Annotated in this window: 22 protein-coding genes; 4 read left to right on the plus strand and 18 right to left on the minus strand. The window is 48.1% G+C overall.

Annotation, left to right across the window (positions count from 1 at the left end):
- Positions 1–12: 12 nt before the first annotated feature.
- The 5 genes from OHJ21_RS11050 to OHJ21_RS11070 form a co-directional block, all read right to left on the minus strand.
- A complete protein-coding gene (locus OHJ21_RS11050) occupies positions 13–645 on the minus strand; it encodes a YdcF family protein (RefSeq protein ID WP_486020050.1) in 633 nt (210 codons plus the stop codon).
- A 165-nt stretch (positions 646–810) separates the two neighbouring features.
- Complete coding sequence (locus tag OHJ21_RS11055) at positions 811–3357, minus strand: diguanylate cyclase domain-containing protein (protein ID WP_100537686.1); 2547 nt, start codon at positions 3355–3357, stop codon at positions 811–813.
- A gap of 103 nt (positions 3358–3460) precedes the next feature.
- Positions 3461–3982, minus strand: coding sequence for a GNAT family N-acetyltransferase (locus OHJ21_RS11060; RefSeq protein ID WP_100537687.1), 522 nt, complete (start codon positions 3980–3982; stop codon positions 3461–3463).
- A 169-nt stretch (positions 3983–4151) separates the two neighbouring features.
- Positions 4152–4637, minus strand: coding sequence for a DinB family protein (locus tag OHJ21_RS11065; RefSeq protein WP_100537688.1), 486 nt, complete (start codon positions 4635–4637; stop codon positions 4152–4154).
- Positions 4638–4766: 129 nt separating this feature from the next.
- On the minus strand, positions 4767–5681 hold the full coding sequence (locus tag OHJ21_RS11070; protein WP_100537689.1) for a LysR family transcriptional regulator: 915 nt from the start codon (positions 5679–5681) through the stop codon (positions 4767–4769).
- A gap of 334 nt (positions 5682–6015) precedes the next feature.
- Here OHJ21_RS11070 and OHJ21_RS11075 point away from each other — a divergent pair, with 334 nt between their 5' ends.
- Positions 6016–7224: a peptidase gene (locus tag OHJ21_RS11075; RefSeq protein ID WP_486020051.1), complete on the plus strand. Its 1209-nt coding sequence runs from the start codon at positions 6016–6018 to the stop codon at positions 7222–7224.
- 118 nt (positions 7225–7342) lie between these two features.
- Here OHJ21_RS11075 and OHJ21_RS11080 read toward each other — a convergent pair whose 3' ends face one another.
- Positions 7343–8062, minus strand: a complete 720-nt coding sequence (locus OHJ21_RS11080) for a YebC/PmpR family DNA-binding transcriptional regulator (RefSeq protein WP_100539426.1) — start codon at positions 8060–8062, stop codon at positions 7343–7345.
- A 141-nt stretch (positions 8063–8203) separates the two neighbouring features.
- Positions 8204–8338 carry a zinc-binding dehydrogenase gene (locus OHJ21_RS11085; protein ID WP_279300446.1) on the minus strand — a complete coding sequence of 45 codons (135 nt, stop codon included), beginning with the start codon at positions 8336–8338 and terminating at the stop codon, positions 8204–8206.
- Positions 8339–8507: 169 nt separating this feature from the next.
- Here OHJ21_RS11085 and OHJ21_RS11090 point away from each other — a divergent pair, with 169 nt between their 5' ends.
- On the plus strand, positions 8508–9716 hold the full coding sequence (locus OHJ21_RS11090; RefSeq protein WP_100539428.1) for an MFS transporter: 1209 nt from the start codon (positions 8508–8510) through the stop codon (positions 9714–9716).
- 176 nt (positions 9717–9892) lie between these two features.
- On the opposite strand, the gene cysI is transcribed toward OHJ21_RS11090, so the two are convergent.
- Together cysI and OHJ21_RS11100 are read right to left on the minus strand one after the other, a co-directional pair.
- Positions 9893–11617, minus strand: coding sequence for an assimilatory sulfite reductase (NADPH) hemoprotein subunit (gene cysI / locus OHJ21_RS11095; RefSeq protein ID WP_100537691.1), 1725 nt, complete (start codon positions 11615–11617; stop codon positions 9893–9895).
- Positions 11618–11653: 36 nt separating this feature from the next.
- Positions 11654–13492: an assimilatory sulfite reductase (NADPH) flavoprotein subunit gene (locus tag OHJ21_RS11100; protein WP_100537692.1), complete on the minus strand. Its 1839-nt coding sequence runs from the start codon at positions 13490–13492 to the stop codon at positions 11654–11656.
- 244 nt (positions 13493–13736) lie between these two features.
- Here OHJ21_RS11100 and cdaS point away from each other — a divergent pair, with 244 nt between their 5' ends.
- Together cdaS and OHJ21_RS11110 are read left to right on the plus strand one after the other, a co-directional pair.
- Complete coding sequence (gene cdaS / locus OHJ21_RS11105) at positions 13737–14354, plus strand: sporulation-specific diadenylate cyclase CdaS (RefSeq protein ID WP_127593551.1); 618 nt, start codon at positions 13737–13739, stop codon at positions 14352–14354.
- A 105-nt stretch (positions 14355–14459) separates the two neighbouring features.
- Complete coding sequence (locus tag OHJ21_RS11110) at positions 14460–15062, plus strand: dihydrofolate reductase family protein (RefSeq protein WP_486020052.1); 603 nt, start codon at positions 14460–14462, stop codon at positions 15060–15062.
- A gap of 78 nt (positions 15063–15140) precedes the next feature.
- Here OHJ21_RS11110 and bshB2 read toward each other — a convergent pair whose 3' ends face one another.
- The 9 genes from bshB2 to OHJ21_RS11155 all read right to left on the minus strand — a co-directional run bounded on the left by bshB2 (position 15141) and on the right by OHJ21_RS11155 (position 22725).
- A complete protein-coding gene (bshB2, locus tag OHJ21_RS11115; RefSeq protein ID WP_100537695.1) occupies positions 15141–15797 on the minus strand; it encodes a bacillithiol biosynthesis deacetylase BshB2 in 657 nt (218 codons plus the stop codon).
- Positions 15798–15819: 22 nt separating this feature from the next.
- Complete coding sequence (locus tag OHJ21_RS11120) at positions 15820–16164, minus strand: YojF family protein (RefSeq protein WP_100537696.1); 345 nt, start codon at positions 16162–16164, stop codon at positions 15820–15822.
- 101 nt (positions 16165–16265) lie between these two features.
- A complete protein-coding gene (locus OHJ21_RS11125; protein WP_100539429.1) occupies positions 16266–16757 on the minus strand; it encodes a 2-thiouracil desulfurase family protein in 492 nt (163 codons plus the stop codon).
- Positions 16758–16943: 186 nt separating this feature from the next.
- On the minus strand, positions 16944–17738 hold the full coding sequence (locus OHJ21_RS11130) for a helix-turn-helix transcriptional regulator (RefSeq protein WP_100539430.1): 795 nt from the start codon (positions 17736–17738) through the stop codon (positions 16944–16946).
- Positions 17739–17927: 189 nt separating this feature from the next.
- The gene (locus OHJ21_RS11135; RefSeq protein ID WP_326113254.1) at positions 17928–19016 is read right to left on the minus strand and encodes a Gfo/Idh/MocA family protein; all 1089 of its coding nucleotides are present in this window, start codon (positions 19014–19016) and stop codon (positions 17928–17930) included.
- Between the two features lie 14 nt (positions 19017–19030).
- The gene (locus OHJ21_RS11140) at positions 19031–19978 is read right to left on the minus strand and encodes an AraC family transcriptional regulator (RefSeq protein WP_486020053.1); all 948 of its coding nucleotides are present in this window, start codon (positions 19976–19978) and stop codon (positions 19031–19033) included.
- Between the two features lie 22 nt (positions 19979–20000).
- A complete protein-coding gene (locus OHJ21_RS11145; protein ID WP_486020054.1) occupies positions 20001–21002 on the minus strand; it encodes a Gfo/Idh/MocA family protein in 1002 nt (333 codons plus the stop codon).
- 158 nt (positions 21003–21160) lie between these two features.
- Positions 21161–21685, minus strand: coding sequence for a YfiT family bacillithiol transferase (locus OHJ21_RS11150; RefSeq protein WP_100537700.1), 525 nt, complete (start codon positions 21683–21685; stop codon positions 21161–21163).
- 59 nt (positions 21686–21744) lie between these two features.
- On the minus strand, positions 21745–22725 hold the full coding sequence (locus OHJ21_RS11155) for an aldo/keto reductase (RefSeq protein WP_100537701.1): 981 nt from the start codon (positions 22723–22725) through the stop codon (positions 21745–21747).
- Positions 22726–22775 lie beyond the last annotated feature (50 nt).

The following is a 22775-nucleotide window of genomic DNA, read 5'->3' on the forward strand; positions in this document are numbered from 1 at the left end:
TGGGCAGACCCTTTAGCGGAATGGCGCAACCAATTGATAACCGATGTAATAAAAGACTTCTCTGATTAAAAAAGGGACTTTGCTTCTTAGGCTCTGGTACGCGCTCCGAGATGCGGGAGAAGGATTGGCTTCAAGCCCCATATCTTCTGCCATCATCATGGCCCGCTTCATATGCAGCGGGTCACTTACGATGAGATAGGAGGACAGCCCTGCTGTACCTCCTATTTCATTGGCATAATACAGATTCTGCTCGGTGATCGTCGAAGCCGTCTCGACAAGAATATCGCTCTCTGGAACACCGTGCTCGATGGCATACTGCCTGGCAACTTCCGATTCGGCGAGATCATCCCCCGAACTACGTCCCCCTGTAAATATCAGCTTATCTACGTACTGACGGTCATACAGCCATAGTGCATGATCGATGCGTCCCTGAAAAACAGGCGAAGGCTCCCCCTCCCATACAGCAGCCCCCAGCACTATGGCTGCATCAGACGGGATATTTACTGTTCTTTGCGCGTAGTTCCAAATGGCGCTGCCCACATAAATCGTATAAATCAGCAGGATGCCAATTAGCCCCAGCCAAACTTGATTCACGGTACGCATTTTTCTGCCTTCAGCTTCCCTTGCCGGCATATTTCGCGTCATGTTGCACCTCCACAGCCCAATCTTAAATCTGCTTTGCGCATCCATTCTATCATTTTCAGCAAAGAAAGCCTGCTGCTCCCTTATTGAGCGTCAGGCTTTCTTTGCTGTCAACCACCGTTATTCATTCTGGTGCTTCCGATGGCAGCGTAAATTCGAATCCACCGTTTAATCCGCATCATATCCATACAGCGTGACTCTGTTCTTCCCTTTGCTCTTGGCAATATGCATCGCTTTCTCCGTCTCAGCGATCAAATCCGTAAGCTTTAACATGGATGCTGGTGTAAGGCAGGCCGCTCCCACGCTTACCGTCATAAACCCATCCTCTGCCGAGCGATCCTTGGGAATGCTGAGTGCAAGCACGCCCTGGCGGATCTTCTCGGCCAATTCATAGGTACGTTCGGGAGTTTCATTTCTCAGCTTCAGGATGAAGGTCCCGCCACCATAACGTGATATGGACGCTCCATAGTGCTCACCAATAATTTTCAGTGCATCGGCTATCCATTGCAAGCATAAATCACCGCCATATAATCCGTGAAGGGTATTATATACTCGGAAATCGTCAATATCGACCATCATCAAGGCCAAGGGAAGCTGGTTCTGAATACACTCCTCCCAGTCCACCGACAGTTCTTTTTCAAATGTCAGCGGATTGGGCAGCTCTGTTAGCGGGTCTGTTGTCACGTAATTCTGAAGCTGATCCAGCACATCGGAGTATACCCGATCCGGTTCATGATCCGCGGTGCCTTCTCTCAGAATCACCATAATGGAGGATTTGCGCCCTTGATGAATAGCCGCCAGCATAAATTCAAGCTCGATCTCGTTGCCCTCCAGCGTAACAAACCTGCCGCTACCGGATACTAATTGGGTTTGATTCTGCTCCATCCGTTTGATTTGCTCTCTCAGATCAACCCGCGAATCTTCTCTAGCCAATTTGTATATCTCAAGCTGAAGCAGCTCCTCGGGCTTCTTTGCACCGAACAGCGATTCGGCCTGTGGATTGCAGTACATAATGGCACCTGCGGTTGTCAGTGACAAGAAGGCGACGGGCGACAGGCCCATGAGCTGCAGATACCGTTCTTCGTTCTCCCTGAATATCCTCGCATTCTGTATGGCCTGTTCTTTTGCTTGCCTTAATTGATCATCCGTCTGCTTGCGGACAATCGATTTCAATTGAGGGAGAACGCTTAACTCTTGTGACTTCCAAGAATATGAGGTTCCCTCAACCACCTGTCTCCACTTTTCGAACGATTTACGGGGCGATAAACGGACCTTATCATCCTCTTGTATAACGGCTTTGGCCGGATCGCCAGCCCAATCCACAATTTGCACAACCTCGGGCCGAAACCACATAACATAATTTTGTTGGCCTGGTGACAGCGCGAGATATAGAACTCCTGAAGCCACATCCTTATAAGCTTTTGCGGGTTCAAACTCGGCACTGAGTTTAGAACTATGATACGTATAATCTTCGGCCTGGGCCGATAACCATCCGGCAAGCTCCATGACTTGCTTCGAGGTAGGCGTCGTACCGTACAGCATCAAATTGTCTTGATAATAAACGACAGCACCGGTAGCGCTCATTAAATCGAGTAAAATCTGCTCCTCGTTGTCCAGCTGTTCAATAACATGATATAAATCGGTATGGCGCATGAAGATTTCGGTAAAGCGGGCGGATAAAGTTCTGAGCCTTAACTCGGTTTGATAATCGTCGAGCTGCTGTCGTTGATAAAGCTCGTTCGAGAAAAAGGATCCCAAAAAATTGCACAGGTTGCGGGTCCGGTGGGATACGTATTTTCTGCTAGTGTGATGACAAGTAATTAACCCCCATAATTGGTTGTCATGGATCAGAGAGATCGTGGTTGTCGCGCCAACCCCCATATTATGAAGGTACTCAATATGAAGCGGAGATACACTCCGCAGCACAGATAAACTGAGATTCAATGGTTTGCCGGTCAAAGGCTGTACCGTAGGGATAATCTCAACCGGCGTATAACTCACATCAACAATCGTCCGCAGCCAATTTCGAAGATACAGTTCCCGGGCTTGCCTAGGAATATCCGATGCCGGATAATGGTGCCCAAAAAAGGGCTCCAGCTCCTGTTCTTTAGCTTCGGCAACCACTTTTCCGTTCCAGTGATCATCGAATTCATAGAGCATGACTCGGTCATAGCCCAGAATGTCCTTCACGAGCTCGCAAGCGACTTGACTTGCTTCCGTACGATTCTCGGTCCGTTTCATACGACTGAAGAACGTCTGTATCCTTTCAAAATCATCCGTGAAGGGTACTATATCTTCCGATACCAGCTCCAATTCAAGCAGTATTAATCCTTCACTTTCGTGGACAATTCCGAAAAACTCATTAGGCTTATCCGCGACCGGAATCGTTAAATTAATATACTGTAAATCGGGCGTGACGATCGCCTGGAGATCACGATGAATCATCTGCTCAAACTGGAGATTTCCAATAAGCGCTTCCAAACGCTGTCCCAGAAGGGCTTCTGCGCTAATGCCTAGGAGCTGATCGGTATTCCGGCTGCATTGTGCGATCCTGTAGTCATCGATTGGATTAATGGCAAGCAGTACGCCATGGGGCTGAATATATCCTGGAATGTGAATAGGTTCTTTCTCGCAATTCGTCAGGTCGATCGGTTCATCCGTTATGTAATCGCCCTCCGTCAGCAGCTCTCGATTCAGTGGATCCTGTTCAGTCATTGCTTATCAACTTCCCTTATTCACAGATTTCAGAAAAAATAAAACCCAATGCATCTCATTGTTATAAGAGATACATTGGGCACAGCATATTATAACAACAAAACTATGAAATTGTACGCCATTCAGACTTCAGCATAGCATAGAAATACTCATCCCACCAAATATCTCCACGAGGGATACACTGTTGGAAATAGCCTTCTCTCCTCATGCCCAGCTTCTCCATCACCCGGTACGAAGGTGCATTCTCAGGCTGGCAAGTCGCAATGATCCGATGCAACCCTAATACCTCGAATCCGTGCTGAAGCAAAGCTCTGGCGGCTTCCGTGGCGTACCCCCTACGGTGATACGTCGAATTAAACACCCAGCCGATTTCATACGTATGTTCGCCGAACCATGGATGAAACACCATGTGACCAATTACATGCTGTTCTGCCTGCAGCATAACCGCAAAGTGATGGGCTGCATCCCCCTTGTTCTGCGCAAGAAATTGTTTTAAGGTTTCTTCCGTATACACAGGTTCGGGCATGTAATGCATCACCTTAGGATCGGATGTATATTGAAGAACATCATGCCAATCACCTGGTTGAAACTCACGAATCATTAATCTTTCCGTAACGATATCCATTTGCCTGACTCCTCTTCAAGTTGTATTCAAGTGTTCTCTTCACGCCGCACACTTCAATACAGAGGCAAATGCGATTCGCCGTATATACAGATCTAACTTGATAACGCCGGGTCACCCTCTTTCACTTTACAGCCTACTCCGTATATTCGCCATAATGTATGAGAGTCCTTCATAATATGTCAAATTTCTGGATATTTTGGCTGAGAATCGATTTCATTTTATCAAAATGCATGCCTTCATGATATAAGCAAAAGCTTAAGAATTCTTCAACCCGGGTTAGCTTTAAACCTTTGGAAGTTGTATAGGGAGACAAGACCGTATCGTGCAGATGCGCCCTGTACCTGTGTTCGATTCGATGGACCTGACCCTCAAGCAGTCCGAGAAGCTCGTGCATGGATGGCCATGCTGCGCTAATCTCCCTTGGCTTTGAACCCGATCGGAACAGCTCGGTATAATGACCGGGAAGGTTCATGGCTTCTCCATTCACGCCGAACGCAAACCGTTCCATTGTGAATAAGACATGTCCCATATTCCACTTTACGTGGTTATTCATTCCACGAGGAATCATCTCCGCTATATCATCCGGGACATCCCTTACAAGATTCAAGGTTTGTGTACGCACAAATTCCAAATGTTCAAACAGGTATGCTCTCATGTAGTCCACTCCTTCTCAACTTTATTCAGCGTCCGCTTGAACCGAGTGTACTCCAAATGCTGATAAATAAATAATACGGTTTTCACTCCGTTTCATAAAAAAAATGGATGAATCAAAGGCAAGCCTTCATCATCCATGGATATACTGGTTTTTTTCGCGGATATCCGCTTGAATATAGGAAATAAAAGTATGGACTTGCGCGAGTCCCGCTTCTTGTCTTTTGGTGCATATCCGAATAGGGTGCGGGAAAGTTACGCCTGTCACTTCCACCTTGCCAAGATCGCCCGAAGCCAGTTCTTTCTTAATAGAAAGCGCAGGAACTAGTGCAGCCCCGTATCCCGCTTTAACCGCTTCAATGGATTCCTTCAACCCCTCTATCGTTATGGAACAGCGAGGCTCGCGTGCATCCGAGGCCTCAATTAGCGACGATAACTGTTTCCGCGTATAACTTCCTTCTTCCCTCAGTACAAAGGGCTCCTCCATAAGCTCGAGAAAAGTCACTTCTCTGTTGGCTAGTCGATGTAGGGCAGGTACGGCAAAAATTAATTCATCTTCCATAATCGTAAAGGACTCAATATCTTCCGCTTCGATCGGCCAGCTGCCGCATACGATGGAGATATGCACCGAATTGTCCTGTAACCGCTGCAGTGCGGTTCGGGAATTTCCTTTAAACAACTGCACATCCATCCTTGGATGCCGCTGCTTATATCCAACCAGCCACCCAGGCAGCAAAGTGCTCTCCGGCAGCTCCGTCGCACATATGCGCAAACTTCCCTGCTGACCGGATTTGATGGCCTCCATCATCTCTTCCATCTCGGCTTCCATTGCAAATAACCGCTGGGAATGCCTGGCCAACGCTATACCAGCTTCCGTCAATTGAATATTGCGTCCGTTAGCCTCAATCAATTTCATGCCGAGCTCCCGCTCCAGATTGCGGATTTGGGCCGTAACGGCTGGTTGACTTAACAGCAGATTGCCCGCGGATCTCGTAATGCTCCCTGTCTTGGACACATCATTAAAAATGCGTAGTGCATGAAGATTCATAGGTCATCCCTCAATTCTTGAACTATTCACGCTGGATGAAGTTGTTGACATCATTTAGATCGTTTATATCCTAAATGAAGCTCATTTGTAAACCGCAGAATCTAATTTATTACACATTAATGTAATGATGAAATGTTTATCGTTGATTCAATTCGTCCAATAGCTGAAGCAGCGTTTCTTCTTCACGGATCCGTCTTCATGATTTTTCATGGTGCTGCAACCTTTTATCCTATCTCCCGTCTATAGTGGTGCAGCAAGTACATTTTACCAATTCATCATACGGCTTGGCTGTATCCTGGCGTTCTAGGATAATTTAAATTGGAGGATACCTACCATGAAAAAAATCTACAAAGTACTAGCAACCGCTACGGTTCTCGCGATGGCGGCACTGCCGATAGCAGCGAATGCACAGGACGTCCCTCCTGCTTCAGCCCATAAGGGACAGAACAACATCATGAACCAGGTGAAGAAGAGCGTACCTGGGACCATGGGTTACATAACGGACTTCGTAAATGACAAAACAGGCAAATGGATTACCGTAACCGGCCGTGGTTTAGCGGCAACCGATCAACAAGAAATCAAGCTCTCCATATCCAAAGATACTAAAATTATCGATGCCAAAGGGAACCAAGTCCAGCTGCAAACGATCGTAGATAAACACAAAGCGATAAAGGCTTTCTACAGCCCAAACATAACGAAGAGCCTACCCGCTCAAGGTTCGGCGCTTACGATCATCGTTCAGGATAACGACCTTGCCGGTATGGATGGAACCATCGCTGAGGTAACCAAACAAGGCATTCTGGTGGAGGGAACCAATCTGTACAACGGCAGTGAAGAGACCATTCTGCTTCATCTGGATCCAAAAGCGAAAATCATCGATCAAAACGGCAGCACGCTGAAAGCAAGTGACCTGGAAGCCGGCATAAGCATTCGTGCTTTCTATGGACCTTATGTGGCGTTGAGCATGCCGCCTCAATCCTCAACGAATTATATACGGGTCAACACGAATACCGAGAATAACGATCAGGAGCAGGTATCCGGCATTGACGGCATCCTTACAGAAATGAAGGATGGAAGAATTACGATTTCCGGTAAACCAGCTAAAGCAGGTGACCTCGAATACGTCGAGCTCGCTGTTGATGGCGACACAAAGATTGTAGATGCTGGAGGCAAATCATTAACAGCCGAAGCCTTGAAATCAGGCCTGCGAATCGAAGCTGAATACGTGTCCGTGATTTACCCTGCCCTGCCGCATGCAGATAAGATTGTGGTCTCCGACACCTTAGCGCCCAAAGTCGAAGGTACGATAACTGCATCCGAGCGCACGTCCAAGGATCAACTGTATATCAATGTAGGGTCAGATCAATCCACGGACAACGACATCATCATCAACATCTCCAAGGATACACAAGTGATTGGACTGAATCCCGACGAGAAGCTGGAACCCGGCATGAAAATCGTGGTCTTCCACTCCCCGATCATGACCATGTCCATACCAGCATTCACTTCTGCCGAAGTGATTATGGTTCATGCCGACAAATAAGCTGCTTTTCCTGGTCGTTTGCTTGAGCTAAAATAAATGGCTAAAAACAAAAACCATCGTACTCAGGATTCCTGAATACGATGGTTTTTTAATGAATTAAGATATCAATCGTTACGGACTATTCCTCAAATTCCACGTTGTGATATACCTGCTGAACATCCTCGAGGTCTTCCAGTGCATCGATCAGCTTCTCGAACTGTACCTGTCCGTCTTCCGGTAAGGAGACAAAATTCTGTGCCAGCATGGTAAGCTCGGCAACGGTAAACTCCGTAATTCCAGCAGCCTTGAATGCTTCCTGAACCGCATGGAACTGATCGGGTTCAGCATAGACGATCACAGCTTCTTCCTCTTCCAGGATGTCACGTACATCCAGGTCGGCTTCAAGCAGCAGATCCATGACTTCCTCAGCCGACTTGCCTTCGACGCCGATTACTGCGGTAGGATCAAACATATAAGATACCGAACCGCTGACACCCATATTGCCGCCGTTCTTATTAAAGGCAGAACGTACAGCAGGCGCCGTACGATTGACGTTGTTAGTTAAAGCGTCAACAATGATCATCGAACCATTCGGACCAAAACCTTCATAGCGCAGCTCTTCATAATTTTCATCCCCGCTGCCTTTGGCTTTATCCAAGGCGCGGTCAATAATGGCTTTCGGCACGTTGTATGTTTTGGCACGCTCAAGAACAACCTTCAGCGCACGGTTGGACTCGGGATCCGGCTCGCCTTTTTTGGCAGCAACATAGATTTCCACACCGAATTTCGCGTATACGCGACTTGTATTAGCATCCTTGGATGCTTTCTTTTCCTTAATATTATTCCATTTACGGCCCATACGTTTCCGCTCTCTTTCATCATTGAATCTGTAGCCGGTATTCAATAAATACCCCTGTCCATTATATCTCTATTAAGTCCCTTGAACAAGGTTAAGAGCGTAGATCCGGAAAATAGACACATGCCCTTCCTTAATAATAAATCAGGGCTGATCACCCACTAGTAAGATCACCTTTCCCCTGCCATGACCTGTTTCAATAAAGCGATGCGCTTCCGGCGCCTCGTGCAGCGGATATACCTCTCGAATATGAATTCGAATGTAACCCTTCATATACAACCCACCAGCTCCTTCTTTTTCGCGAGAATAAACTAGACGAAATAAAGAAACATTTGACTATTTATAGACAAAATAATATTATGTCTATGTATATAACAACGAAATGCGCATTCGCTTGTTTTGTACCATATCTGATCTGTTACGTACAGATCCCGAAAGGAGACACCTTATTTTGCTTAACAATCCCTATGTTCGAACGATTGTCTTGTCACGCGTTCTCTTGAATCTTGGCATTTGGGTTCGTAACTTTGCCATTCTGCTATACGTTACCGACATGACAGGCAACAACCCTGTGTATGTGTCCCTCATATCCGTAGTCGAATTTGCACCCATTTTCTTGTTTGCCTTCATCGGCGGTACTTTCGCGGACCGCTGGCGACCTAAGCGTACGATGATTAGTTCTGATGCATTGTCTGGGGTATCGGTATTTCTCGTATTGATCGCCGTTCATAACGGGTCGTGGCAGGCATTGCTGGTACTCACATTTTTCTCAGCTGTTATGTCACAATTCTCTCAGCCCTCAGCGATGAAGCTGTTCAAACAGCATGTACCCGCTGATCAGCTGCAATCCGTGATGGCCATGTTTCAGTCTATGGTTGCCTTCTTTACGGTCATCGGCCCGATCGCAGGTGCGTTTGTATATCAAAAGTTCGGCATTGAAACATCGCTGATCGCAACAGGCGTGTTATTCCTGGGTTCTGGATTGATTCTGACTTTGCTGCCCCGTGATTTGCAGAAAGAGACACAAGCCAAGCAGCAGAATCTGAAACAAGAGCTTACCGAAGGCCTTCGCTATGTATGGAATAATCAAGCGCTCCGAACCCTTGGCGCGACTTTCGCCGCAGCTGGCTTGGCAGCGGGACTTATTCAGCCGCTCGCGATATTTGTGACGATTGAGAACCTTGGTCAGGATAAGTCATTCTTGCAATGGCTGTTAACGGTCAATGGTGCGGCGATGCTCATCGGAGGAGGCTTCGTCATGGCATTTGCCAAGAAAATCCCCCCACAAACCTTGCTAGCTCTCGGTCTGACCGTTAGTGCTATCGGGAACCTCGGTATCGGCTGGTCGACCAGCATCATGTTTACGCTGCTGCTTCTAGTGCTTAACGGATTCTTTTATCCCACCATCCACATTGGAATCAACACCCTGATCCTAAACCATACGGAGGGGCCGTACATTGGTCGGGTGGGCGGTACCCTAACCCCGATCTTTATGGGAATGATGGTGCTGGGCATGTCTTTGGGAGGATTGCTCAAAGACCAGCTGTCCCTGTTCGCCGTTTATGCGGTCAGCTCCCTCTTGTTCCTGACAGGTTCGGCGATACTGATCCCATTGTTTAAAAAGAAACCGAGCACCGCCGCCGTATTGGAGCAATGAACAACCATAAAAGCCGCCTCCCATTTCAAGAGGCGGCTCTTTTTGTTTGAAATATGGGTTAAGACGGACGAACACCCCAAACGGTTTTAATTGATCTCAATCTAATGTACATAAACAAAACAAACCGGAGCTCTCCTCAAGAGAAACTCCGGTTTGTTTAGTACTGAGTAGTACCATTATGCGTGAAATTGTTGTCCGTCCAATACTTCCTTCACGTAGCCGGCGCGAATGACAAAGTCACCGAAATGCTCGCCTTGCTCGCGTTCTTGTGCGTATTGCTTCATGATCGGACGAAGGGAATCCAAAATCTCGGCCTCACCGATGTTTTCCTTATAAAGCTTGTTTAGCCGGTGACCGGAGAAGCCTCCACCCAGGTACATATTATATTTGCCAGGCGCCTTTCCGATAAATGCGATTTCGGCCAGCATCGGTCTGGCACATCCATTCGGGCATCCGGTCATTCGAATGACGATATCCTCTTCGCGAAGTCCGTTCTCTTCCAGAATGACATCGATTTTATCCAATAACGTCGGCAGATATCGCTCGGATTCTGCCATCGCCAATCCACAGGTCGGTAGGGCTACACATGCCATGGAATTTCTTCTCAGGGCAGAATAATGATTACCGTCCGTAAGCCCGTAACGCTTGATGAGTTCTTCAATCTTTTTCTTCTTGTGGCTGCTGACATTGGCAACGATCAGATTCTGATTGCCCGTCAGACGGAAATCTCCATTATGGACTTGAGCGATTTCGCGCAGGCCTGTCATCAGCAGGTAATCGGCTTCGTCTTTCACACGCCCGTTCTGGATGAACAGTGTAAAATGCCATTTGCCGTTGCTCCCTTTTACCCAGCCGTACCGATCGCCGTTATGGTCGAAATGGAACGGCTTTGCCTCCTCCAGCTTCCATCCCAGACGGCTGGAGAGCTCGTTGACAAACCAGTCAATCCCACGGTCATCAATCGTATATTTGAAACGAGCATGCTTGCGCACCGCACGGTCTCCGTAATCACGTTGAATCATCACCGTCTTCTCGGCCAAATCAACGATCTGTTCGGGTTTGCAGAAACCAATGACTTTCGCCACTTGTGGATAGGTCAACGTATCACCGTGCGTCATCCCCATGCCACCGCCTACAGAGACGTTAAAACCTTTCAACTCGCCGCCCTCAATGATCGCAATGAAGCCAAGATCTTGGGAAAATACATCAATATCATTGGAAGGCGGCACGGCCATCCCAATCTTGAATTTCCGCGGCAGGTACACCGGACCGTAGATCGGCTCCTGTTCCTCCGCATCCTGCAGGCTGTCTACGATCTTCTCGCCGTCCAGCCAAATCTCATGATACGCACGCGTCCGCGGATCGAGATGACTGCTAAGCATGCGTGCCCATTCGTATACCTCCGAATGAATTTCCGATTGATAAGGGTTCGGATTGCACATCACGTTACGATTCACGTCGCCGCAAGCAGCCAATGTGCTAAGCATGGCTTCATTGACTTCCTGAATGGTGCTCTTCATATTCCACTTCAATACACCGTGAAGCTGGAAAGACTGACGCGTTGTCAATCGAATCGTCCCGTTTGCATACTTCTGGGCTACGCGGTCCATCATCAGCCATTGCTCCGGCGTCACGACCCCGCCCGCGGCCCGAACACGAAGCATGAACTGGTAAGCAGGCTCCAGCTTTTGCTTGTGTCGTTCGTTACGCAAATCCCGGTCATCCTGCATATAACTGCCGTGGAATTTCATCAGCCGGTTATCGTCTTCGGGAATCGATGCCGTAATGCGATCCTCTAACGTCTCTACAAGACTGCCCCGCAGATAATTGCTTCGACGCTTGATGTCCTCGACATCGCTATGCGGCGCACTGTTTGGTGATACAAGGTTATTATCAGACATGTTTCTTTTCTCCTCTCGAAAACCACAGGGATGATCTTAATACACATCCCGCTGATAACGTTTCTGTTGCTGCATGAGCGTCAGATATTCCGCAGCTTCTTCCGGACTCATGCCGCCCTCTTGCTCGAGAATGGACCCGAGTGCGGAATGCACGTCATGAGCCATCCTCTTCTCATCGCCGCAGACATATACGCAAGCCCCTTCTTGGAGCCACTGGTATAGATCCTTGCTCTTCTCCAGCATGCGGTGCTGTACGTACACTTTTTTGTCCGTATCCCGAGAGAAAGCAACATCCATGCGCGTCAGTACTCCATCCTTCAACCAACGCTGCCATTCAATCTGGTAGAGGAAGTCCGTCGAGAAATGCTGATCTCCGTAGAACAACCATGATTTCCCTTCTGCCCCCGTCTCTTCCCGTTCTCCCAGAAAGGCTCTGAAAGGTGCCACGCCTGTACCAGGTCCGATCATAATGATCGGGGTATCCGGATTCTCGGGCAGCTTAAAGTTCGGGTTGTGCTGAACGTATACCGGCAGTGAATCGCCAGCTTCCAGACGCTCTGCCAATTGTACGGAGCAGACGCCATAGCGGTGGCGGCCATGTGCTTCATAACGGACCGTCCGAACGGTAACATGGACTTCATCGGGGAAGGCTTTGGAGCTGCTGGCAATCGAGTACAGCCTGGCAGGAATTTTGCGCAGTATGGATACAAATTCGCTTGCCGGCACTTGCTGCAGACCATAATCCTGTACCAGGTCGAGCAAATCCCTTTCTTCGATATAGGTACGCAATTCCTGCTCATGACCTGGCTCCAGCAATGTTCGAAGTCCTTCATTCCCTGAGACCTTAACCACTTGCTCGATCAGAGGTTTCGTGAGAACCGTAATTTCGTAGTGACGGAGCAAGGCATCCCGAAGCGCTCGCGCTTCACCATGTTTATTAATGACGACCACTTCATCAGCATTCCATCCCATAGCAGCGATAAGATCATCCACAAGCTGCGGATGATTTTCCGGATAGATTCCTAAGCTATCGCCCGGCTCATACTGCAAATTCGATCCTTCAAGAGAAATTTCGATATGACGTGTTTCACGGTCGGATCCTCTTCCGTTCAAATTCAAATTCTCGAGGATTTCCGCTTGAAATGGATTGCTTCTTGAAAATTCCGATTCCGTACTATCGCTCAGGGCTACCGCACTCCCATTTTCAACAACGAGTGATCCCGTTCCAGCCTCATTCAACGATAGAAGAACCTGGTTCATCCATTCAGCAGCCGACTCATCAAAGTCTACATCGCAGTCAACTCTTGGCGTCAGCCGCTTACCGCCCAATTCCTCAAGCCGCTTGTCGAAATCTTTACCCGTTTGGCAGAAAAATTCATACGAGGTATCCCCCAGCGCCAGTACGGAATATTGAAGATGGTCTACCTGAGGTGCCCGCTTGCTGTGCAGAAATTCATAGAATGGTATGGCGTTATCCGGCGGTTCGCCCTCTCCATGCGTACTGACGATAATAAGGAGATTCTGTAACTTCTTCAGGTTGTTCGGTTTAAAATCGCTCATAGAAGACATCGTGACCTGAAGGCCAACCTCTTCCAGCTTCTTCGATAACTTTTTCGATAATCCATGACCATTGCCTGTCTGGGATCCGTACAGGACTGTGACTTCTTTAGCAGCCGTCGCCACCGGTGCCGATACAGCGGCTGACGTGTTTGCTTGTGGTGCTGCCGCAACTGCTGCTGCGGCTGCCGTTCCCTGTAATGCAGCGATATATCCGCTGAGCCAGGTCCGCTGGGATTCCGTCAAAGTGGGCAGAAGGCGATTCAGCAGTTCCACCTGTTCCTGATTAAAAGGACTGTTCATTACTTGAAGTTCCAACAATATCCACCTCTCAAAAGCGCACATTATTAATTCCTACTATTACGATACAATTAATTTTATTACTCCTCTGAACCTATCACAGCTTACCTAGACCGGTCAATTACAATGTTCTTATAGCATTTATCAGTTTTACTAATAAATCGATTTTCCGGGTTTAACTATAGGAGAAACCCAGCCTGCTTTAGAGAATATCGATAATACAGAATGGTAATGATACCAATGATAAGGAGGAAGGTGTCGGATGCAAAATCAGGATTGCAATTTTACGCCGCTGAAAAACAAATTGAAGGAACAGCTCACGGATATCACGAGACAATTGCAGCATATCATCGTCAATTTGGACCAGGACAGTTCATGTCTGCTGGGCGAGCTGGATCTTGTCAGAACTAAATTTTTGGAAGCTGAATCGATTTCATCAACGTATTATCTCAATTGTTTTCTCTTCCCCTTCACCAGCAAATATCAAGAAATCGCTAAATCCATATATCATCTCAGTCAAAAAAATCTGGGTGCATTAATTGTGATTCAACGGGAAGACGGCCTGGATTCGTTAATAACGCCCGGCATTCCCTTGTCCGCAGAAATCACAAGCCCCCTGCTTGAATCCATATTCGTTCCAGGCAGCCCGCTTCACGACGGAGCTGTGCTCGTACGCAAAGAGATGATTATTTCCGCTGCGAACGTGCTGCCTTTAACAGCCAAGACCTACGGGGATCGCAAGCTCGGAACCCGTCATCGTGCAGCCATTGGCCTGTCGGAAATCAGCGATGCCCTGGTACTCGTTGTATCGGAGGAGACGGGTAAAACCTCCTTCTGCATGAAGGGCACTCTTTATCCTTTATCTATAAGCAGCCCCTAGTATTTGCTGTTGATTCGTACAGCCTCCTAGATAGCAAATGATGAGAAACCTTCCCAGAAGGCTTATGCTATCGTTGTCCTATAAAGACAAGGAAGGTGATTATCGATGAATTCATTTAAAGAAGGGACCGAAGCGTCATCCCCAAGAAAAGTAATCTATTCCATGATGGTATCGCTTGACGGTTTCATCGAAACCGAGGATCATCTTATCGATTGGTCCACGCCCGATGAGGAGCTGCACCGATACTTTAATGAGGCGGAGAACGAAATCGATATTCATTTATACGGCCGGCGACTCTACACCAATATGGCATCGTATTGGCCAACCGCAGATCTTAATGCGGAGGCACCCGACTACGAAATTGAATATGCTCGGAAATGGAAGAATCAAAAGAAAATTGTTTTTTCCACGACGCTTGATCATGTGGATTGGAATTCTACTTTAGTCAGGGGTAATATTAAAGAGTTCATGGAGGAGCTGAAGCTCCAGCCTGGCCTGCACATGGATCTCGGGGGAGCCGGAATCGCTGCATCCTTCATGGAGCAAGACTTAATTGATGAATACCGTCTTTATATCCATCCGATTGTTCTGGGAGGCGGCACGCCGATGTTCCATTCTCTCCGTAACCGGATTCATCTTCGGCTTGTTGAATCTCGAGCCTTTGGTTCGGGGGTTGTCCTCCTTCGATATCAACCGAAACCGACTTAACGAATTAGACCAAACCATGCAAAAAAGAGCCACAGATCCTGTGGCTCTTCTTCATGGATTCATCCCATGACGGGGAAATTATTCAAATGTATAGGTCCAGAAACGTTCCGTTCCGAAGCGCTGCTCCACTTCCTTGGCTTTCATCTGTTTCTTGCCCAGCAGCTCTGCTGCCTGGAATTGAGAGCGATGGGCTTGAATGGAGTTCAGCTTCTGTACCATAAACATGGATACATCTTGATAAACATCCGGTTTACCCAATTCTTGCTCACAATTGTTGGAGAATGCCAGACATTGAACAACAGGTCTATCACCGGCCGGCATCCGCTGAATCGTCCGGATTACGGCTGCACCCGTTGCGTCATGGTCAGGGTGAACGCTATATCCAGGGTAGAACGTGAACACCAGCGATGGCTTTATCTCCTGAAGCAGAGAGGCGATCGCGCTATCCAGCTTATTTTGATCCTCGAATTCAATCGTTTTATCATGGAAACCAAGCAATCTCAAATCCTGTATGCCTATCGCTTTGCAGGATTCCTCCAGCTCTGCTTTGCGAATGGTCGGTAATGTGATACGGTTCGCAAACGGAGGAATGCCCATATTGCGGCCCATCTCCCCAAGCGTTAAGCAGGCATAGGTAACATGAGCGCCTTCCATAATATATTTAGCCAACGTTCCGGATAAACCAAATGCTTCATCATCCGGGTGCGGCAATACGACCAGTATGTTTTGCTCCATCAATCCTCGTCTCCTCTCTCTATTAAAAAGGCTCCCGGCTCAGCTGCAAAGCGACAACAAGTTTACCCTGACTGTCATGACCCGCCATGATCAGCCGATCGGTATCCGTCTGTTCGAAATGGGTGAGTCCTTCCGTATACACCCAGCCTTGGCTCATTTTCAATCCAACCCGATAGGGTCCATTGCCGGATATCGAACCGTGGCTGTAACGAATCGTTGCATTTGTAATAAAGTTAGCCGCTGGGTGCTTCGAGCTGTCATAATGGGCAGCGTAAGCGCCTGTCGTCATCTCAAGATGAATATATAAATCCTGATCCTTCAATTTATCAATCATTTGTTGCACTTCAGTTTGATTTATGAGTTCCATAATTCCCTCCAATATAAAGAATCACAACATGTAAGCAGTCGATATGATAATTCTATCATAATTATAGAGCAGGACGAAATTACACGAACCCGATGAGCATATTAACTCACAGCAAAAAGAGAGGCGTATTCCGGCTGTGCTGCATAGGTTCTAAGGTCGTGCTCCGAAATAACCGTATAACCTTCCCTGCGCAGCAGAGCCGTAGTCACGCCATAACCGGCTATCTTCTCATTGGCAAATTCTCCGTTATAAATCATGGCACTGCCGCAGGAAGGACTGCTCTCTTTCAGTACGATCAGCAATGCTCCGAGCTCTTGTGCCACTCGAAGCGCTTGGTGGGCACCTTTTAAATACATCTCGGTCACGTCTTTCCCGGATAACTCAACAACTCTAGCATTCCCTGCCAGTACGTCATCGCCGTTTCCTCCAACGATCTCCGCAGGCTCCCGTGGAGTTGAGAATCCGCCAAGCAGTTCGGGACATACGGTCACAGCTTTCTTGGCTTCAACCAGCTGCTGAATATTCGCATCCAAGCTGTCCGTAGCGTTATAACGAACCTTCAAACCGGCTAAACATGAGCTTACAACAATCACAGGGGCCACCTCAAATCTCTCGTTCTTACTTACATACTGCATACTACTACACTAAGCCGTTCGCCCTCATTCAAGTATCAGGAATCGGAACCCAAATGTCAACGAAATGCAATGAAGAGTTGCAAGGTGTGCGGTCCCCTTCAATGCCAAAAATGTATCAATATACGAACCGATCCTCTCCATGGCTCAACGCAGCATGGGAGCAACCCTCTTGAGGAAGTGATTCATTAATAATGGCAGAGAAATCAGAATCGGCGGATCATCCAGCCGGGGAACATGCAGGGTTACATGAAGATGCGGGGTCTTAGCATTTGGGGTAACGATAATGGGTTCCTTCGAACGAGTACGCAGCGTGGTCGACTTAGGAAGCAAGAAATCAACTGCCTGCATACCCCATGGGACCGAGGTAGCCATCAGATAATATGTTCCGGGTCTGACGTCTCCGAACCGGAACGAGCCGACGGAAGATAACAAAGTTCCGTATAATGGAAGCCCTTCGGGAATCGGCTTGGCGAACAGCCCGATCAAGATGACGCCCTGAAAGGGAGCCATTGCCTCTACCGTGCCCTCAACTGTCAGATTGGGATTCTCTACCGGTATGGAGTCACGCCAGCTGTTCAGTTTCTGCAGGGAGGACAGATGCTCGTCCGCCTCATCCTTCGAATTCCGAAACTGGGAAGGGGTCACTCCTACTCTTTCCGTGAAGCGTGTCGTAAATGTGCCCAGACTCTGCTGACCGATCTCCATGGCGATATCCCGGATACTCAGATGGGTATGTAATAGCAAGTCCTTCGCCTTCTCCAAACGAAGCGAGGACACGTAATATAATGGTGGCAGTCCGATTCGATCTTTAAATATACGCGAAAAATGATATGGGCTGTATCCTATGTAATCCGCCAGTGTCGATAACGGAAGAGGCTCATAAATATTTTTGTGAATATACGCGATTACCTCATCGATTTCAGCATATCGATCAGTCATCAGGTCTGCACCATCCTTCATTCCGGATATTATGTATGGGTCCGATCCAACTCTCCCGAGGAACAATTGTTCGCATTCATACTATCATATCCATCTAAAAAATGGAAGCTTTTATATGTTAAAAATATCACCATGCAAGTATCATAAAGCACATAAAAAAGCCGCGCTGCAAGCGCGGCTTTTTTACCATTAATCCAAGTCCGGAATATGAATCTCAACCTCTTTTTTGCTTTGGGAAGACCGCAAAATGCCGTCCAGAATCGCTTGATTCCGAAGCACCTGCTCGCCCGGGATCGGCGCCGGCTTGCCTTCGCGCACAGCGCTTACGAAATCCTTGATTTTCTCCTCAAATACGTTAAGCTCATGGCTGATCAGCGGTATGGCGCTTTCGGTATGATGACCTTGGATATCGTGGAACAAGGAGATCGATCCTACCTTCCCGTCCCACACACCGCTCCAAGGGCCTGAGCCTGCAGGTGTAATCTTCATGCCCGCATCCGTTCCAAGGAACATGGTCGCCCCCAGGGTATCCATATGCATAGCCCACGAAGTCTTAAAGTTAAGCACAAGATCTCCTTCGAATCGAATCATCGCTACGCCGAAATCCTCAACATTGAACGCTCCGGATTCGGAGTGGTATTTGGGGTTCGTTCCAAAATAATTCGATGTATACGCGGTGACCGTCAACGGCTTGGGATAACCCAGCGCGTTCAGGGCCATGTCCAAGGAATAACAGCCAATGTCCGCCATGGCGCCTGCCCCTGAAATCTCCTGCCGGACAAACGTGCCGCCCGGCATTCCACGGCGGCGACCGCCCCCGGTTTCCACATAATACACTTTTCCAAGCTCGCCGTTTTGAATCAGATTCTTAATGATGCCCATGTTCGGATCATAACGCGGCTGGAAACCCACATTGAGCATGTTCCCGGTTTTCTTCGAGATCTGGACCATCTCGATAGCTTCATCCAAAGTGACCGACATCGGTTTTTCGAGCATTACGTGTTTGCCCGCTGACAGCGCATCGACCGTGGTGCTGTAATGAGCGACGTTGGGCGTACAAATGCTTACGCCATCCAGGTCGAGATCTAACAATCTGCGGTGATCATCAAATCCGATTGCCCCCTGCAGTCCCCAGCGCTCAATAAATTGATCGGCTCTGCCGGGTAAAATATCAGCTACGGCGACAATCTGTACATCGTCGATTCGTTTATAATATTTTGCATGCTCCCCCGCAATGCCGCCGCTTCCAATAATTCCAATTCGAATGGTTTTGCCCATGGCTGATACTCCCCCTACAATTTCACATTCATTGCTCGATATGTTGATGGCGTATATCCATATCTCTTTCGAAACACGGTATGCAAATAACTTCCGGTTGAGAAGCCTTCGTGGATGGCGATTTTATCAATCGACCAATTGGTATCAATTAGCTTCCTGCATACGGCTTCAAGGCGGACGTGTTCCAGTATTTCGCTGAAGGACTGCCCTTCCGCCTGCTCCTTGAATATTCGCTGCAGCTGCCTCGAACTGATATGCAGCTTCTCCGCCACGTCATCCAGTACAACCTCTCCCGAAGAGTTCGCATGTATATACTCCAGCGCCAATTGATAGCGGTAAGCCTTCATATCCCGTGAAGGCAGCTCCGCTTCCGATGGCTCGGATTCATATGCACGTACAGCGCGCAGCAATATTTGAATAATGCACTGCTTAATCGTTGTATACAGACCCGAATACTTCTCCTGAGAAGCCTGATAAGCCTCAAGGAAATAAGGCATCGCACGATGGATATCCATCGTTGGCTTCAGCGGTAATCCCCTCAGCTTCTCCATACAGTCATCGGCTTCCGCCATTTCCCATGGATCCGAAACAGGCAGGGCCGGGCTCTCATGATCGGATACCTCATCGCGTGAAATAATGTCCACGTGCAGACATAATTCGTCCATTGGCTCTGCTGTATCCGCCTCCTGATAATGAAGCACATTCGGACCCGTTAAATAAAACATGCCTTCCCGCAGCGGATAAGGCTCCTCTTCCATAATAACGGTCCCCTTGCCGCGGGGTATGAAATGAAACTCATACTCCGCATGCTTGTGGAAGGAGACAATCTTTCCTGGCGGAAAGGTGGTGAGATGGAACCGAAGAACCCGGATCTCATAACGTCCCCAATAAACTCTCAGATCAAGCCGCTCCAAGGCATCCTGCCGATCTTTCATCAATTCGTATGGAAAATGGTTATTCATCCTGATGCATCATCCCTGTATCTTATGATTGCAGTTCATCCAAACGAATGGCTCGATGCTCTTTGGCCGAACGGTTGGATGCTTCCATCAGTTTGGTTAGTTCAACCGCATATGCGATATTTTCCTCTGCAATGGTATCTTCTTGAATGTGGGAAATCCATTGTTCAAATGCACTTGCACGATTCGCCGGTACCGGCAGCTCAACCCAAGCATCCTTGTACTCTTCTTTTTTCGTTGAACGAATCAGAAGTTTGCTATCCGGCGTACCGTACAGGATCGTACCATCCGTACCATGAATTTCAATCGTAAATGGTGAGAAGCTGTTAACAAATCCGGCTTCTACGACACCGACAGCCCCCGTAGCCGTAGAGAGGGTAGCAACGGCGTTGTCTTCCACCTCTTTACCCGTGATGTATCCGAAATTCGCATGGACATCAACCGCTTCTTCACCGAGGAACAAGCGTGTCAAATACATCGGATGGCAGCCCAGATCGATCAGGGCGCCTCCGCGGCACTCCTCCAGGCTGTAGAAATGCTCAGGCAGCCAACCGGCAGTCGCGCCATTATGAGATAAGCGAACGCGAACGAGTGTTACGGTGCCGAGCAGCTCCTGCTGCAATACCTCACGGATCGCCAAGGTGTAGCCGTCATTCAGTCGCGGTAGCGATACCGTGAATTTGACTTGGTTCTCATTCACGGCTTTGATGATATCGTTGACCTCTTGAAGGGTGGCGGCAATTACTTTTTCCGTGAAAATGTGTTTGCCTGCTGCCGCTGCTTTCAACATTACTTCTCTATGCATGGATGTCGGAGCATCCACGATCACGGCATCGATCTCGTCACTTTGCAGCATGTCATCCAGGGACTCATAAAAAGATACGCCTTGCTTCTCCGCAGCTTCTCTTCCGCGCTCCGGGTTCTCATCCCATACCGCTACGATTTGAGCATCCGGATGCTCCTGTGCTTGTTTCGTATAATCCCAAGCGTGCACATGCCAATAACTAATTTTTCCGATTCTAATCATTCTCGTCACCTCAGTATCTAATATTAAGACATCATGCCATTAATCTATCACACGAACCGCCCAATTCACAGTGTAAAATTGCGACAATCAAGTTAGATATCACGACATGGTGACACATGAAAAAACTCCGCCTGGTGACGGAGTAGGATGTGTAGCAACTACAATTTCAATCGTTCTCTTGCCGATGTGATATGTGCAGTATGGTGCTTCCCATGCCAGGCGTACATGCCCGTGGCGTATTCCAGGCTGGTTTTTTGCTGGTTCTCGGGATGATAGAACGTTCTGAGATAGTCTTCGTTACTCATGATGTCTAATAAAGCGGCCCATCTGGCGTGTATGCCATCAATCAATACAAGCGATGCGTCAACATCCAAAGTCAATGAATCCTGGAGGGCTGCCCACTTCTGCTCGTCATACGGTTTAATCGTCGGATTGTCTTCCGTTAAAGCAAGTTTGAACCGGATATAGCTGTTCATATGACTGTCTGCCAGATGGTGAACGACCTGTCGGATGCTCCAGCCTCCATCTCGATAAGATAAATTCAGCTGCTCCTGGCTCAGTCCCTGGACTGCCGCCTTCAGTTTCTCCGGCAGGCTCTTAATCTCTTGAATCCAGAGCTCCCTGTGTTCAGGCGTCGATTGCCCTTCCCATTCAAATTGTCCTATCGGGTATCTCAAATCCATGTTCCCTCACTCCTTGACCATCATTTTTTGCATAACTCGTATGTAATGATACTAGCATTTTACAACGAGCCCAATAATTCTTCAATTTCGTTCATTTGTCCGTTCGATAACGGTCCGAAAAGAGCGGCTCCAGTTAACTCCTCTACTTGCTTCCTCGTTTTAAAACCTGGAATCGGGATCGACGCGTGGCTTCTTCCCCAAATCCATGCCAGCGCCCCTTGAACCAAAGTCCGATCTTCACTGGTTAAAATCTCCCGGACCGCCTCAAGTTTAGTCAGGAACGACGGTACGGGTTTACCGTCCTTGAAGTAGGAAACCCAATCGTGACCGCTCCCCCTGACATCTTGATCACTGAATCTGGAGTCGTGATTAAACTTCCCGCTCAACAGTCCCATAGCCAAAGGGGTATTATTGATGCTTGCTAAACCATAACGCTCGCAAAGGGCAAGCATTTCCTTGTCATCACTGAGAACATTCAGCACGTGTTGGATTGCCGCTGCTTCTGATTTTTGAGCGAAAATTTTTGCATTGGCCACATCCCATGTACTCCAACCATACGTACGGATCAGTCCTTCTTGACGAAGACCATTCAAGGTATCAATCACTGATTCTACCTCGCCAAGACTTAATCCGCCTACATGAATTTGATAGACGTCAATATAATCGGTATCCAGGCGTTGAAGTGATCGCTCGCACGCGCTGCGAACATAATCCGCTGATACATTGTGACGAGTGAAAACTTCCTTTGTTGACTCATCATACGTATAACCGAATTTGGTGGCTATCACCGCTTCCTGCCGTCTTCCCTTTAGCGCTTGGCCCAGGACCCGTTCACTATGCCCCGTTCCGTACACATCTGCCGTATCAAAAAAGTTAACGCCTCTTTCCAATGCGGCATGAATTCCCGCCATAGATTCGCGTTCGTCCACCTCTCCCCATCCATCCGCCAAGCCGTCCAATGTAAATTTCCCGCCGATGGCCCAGCAGCCCAGACCGAGCGGACTTACCGATATTTGCGATCTGCCTAACATTCTGTTCATTGTTATTTCCTCCCTTTTCTTATCGCTTCGTCCACCATTATAATAAGGAA

This window comes from Virgibacillus sp. LDC1, from assembly GCF_025792345.1.
Classification (GTDB): Bacteria; Bacillota; Bacilli; order Paenibacillales; family Paenibacillaceae; genus Paenibacillus_AQ; species Paenibacillus_AQ lautus.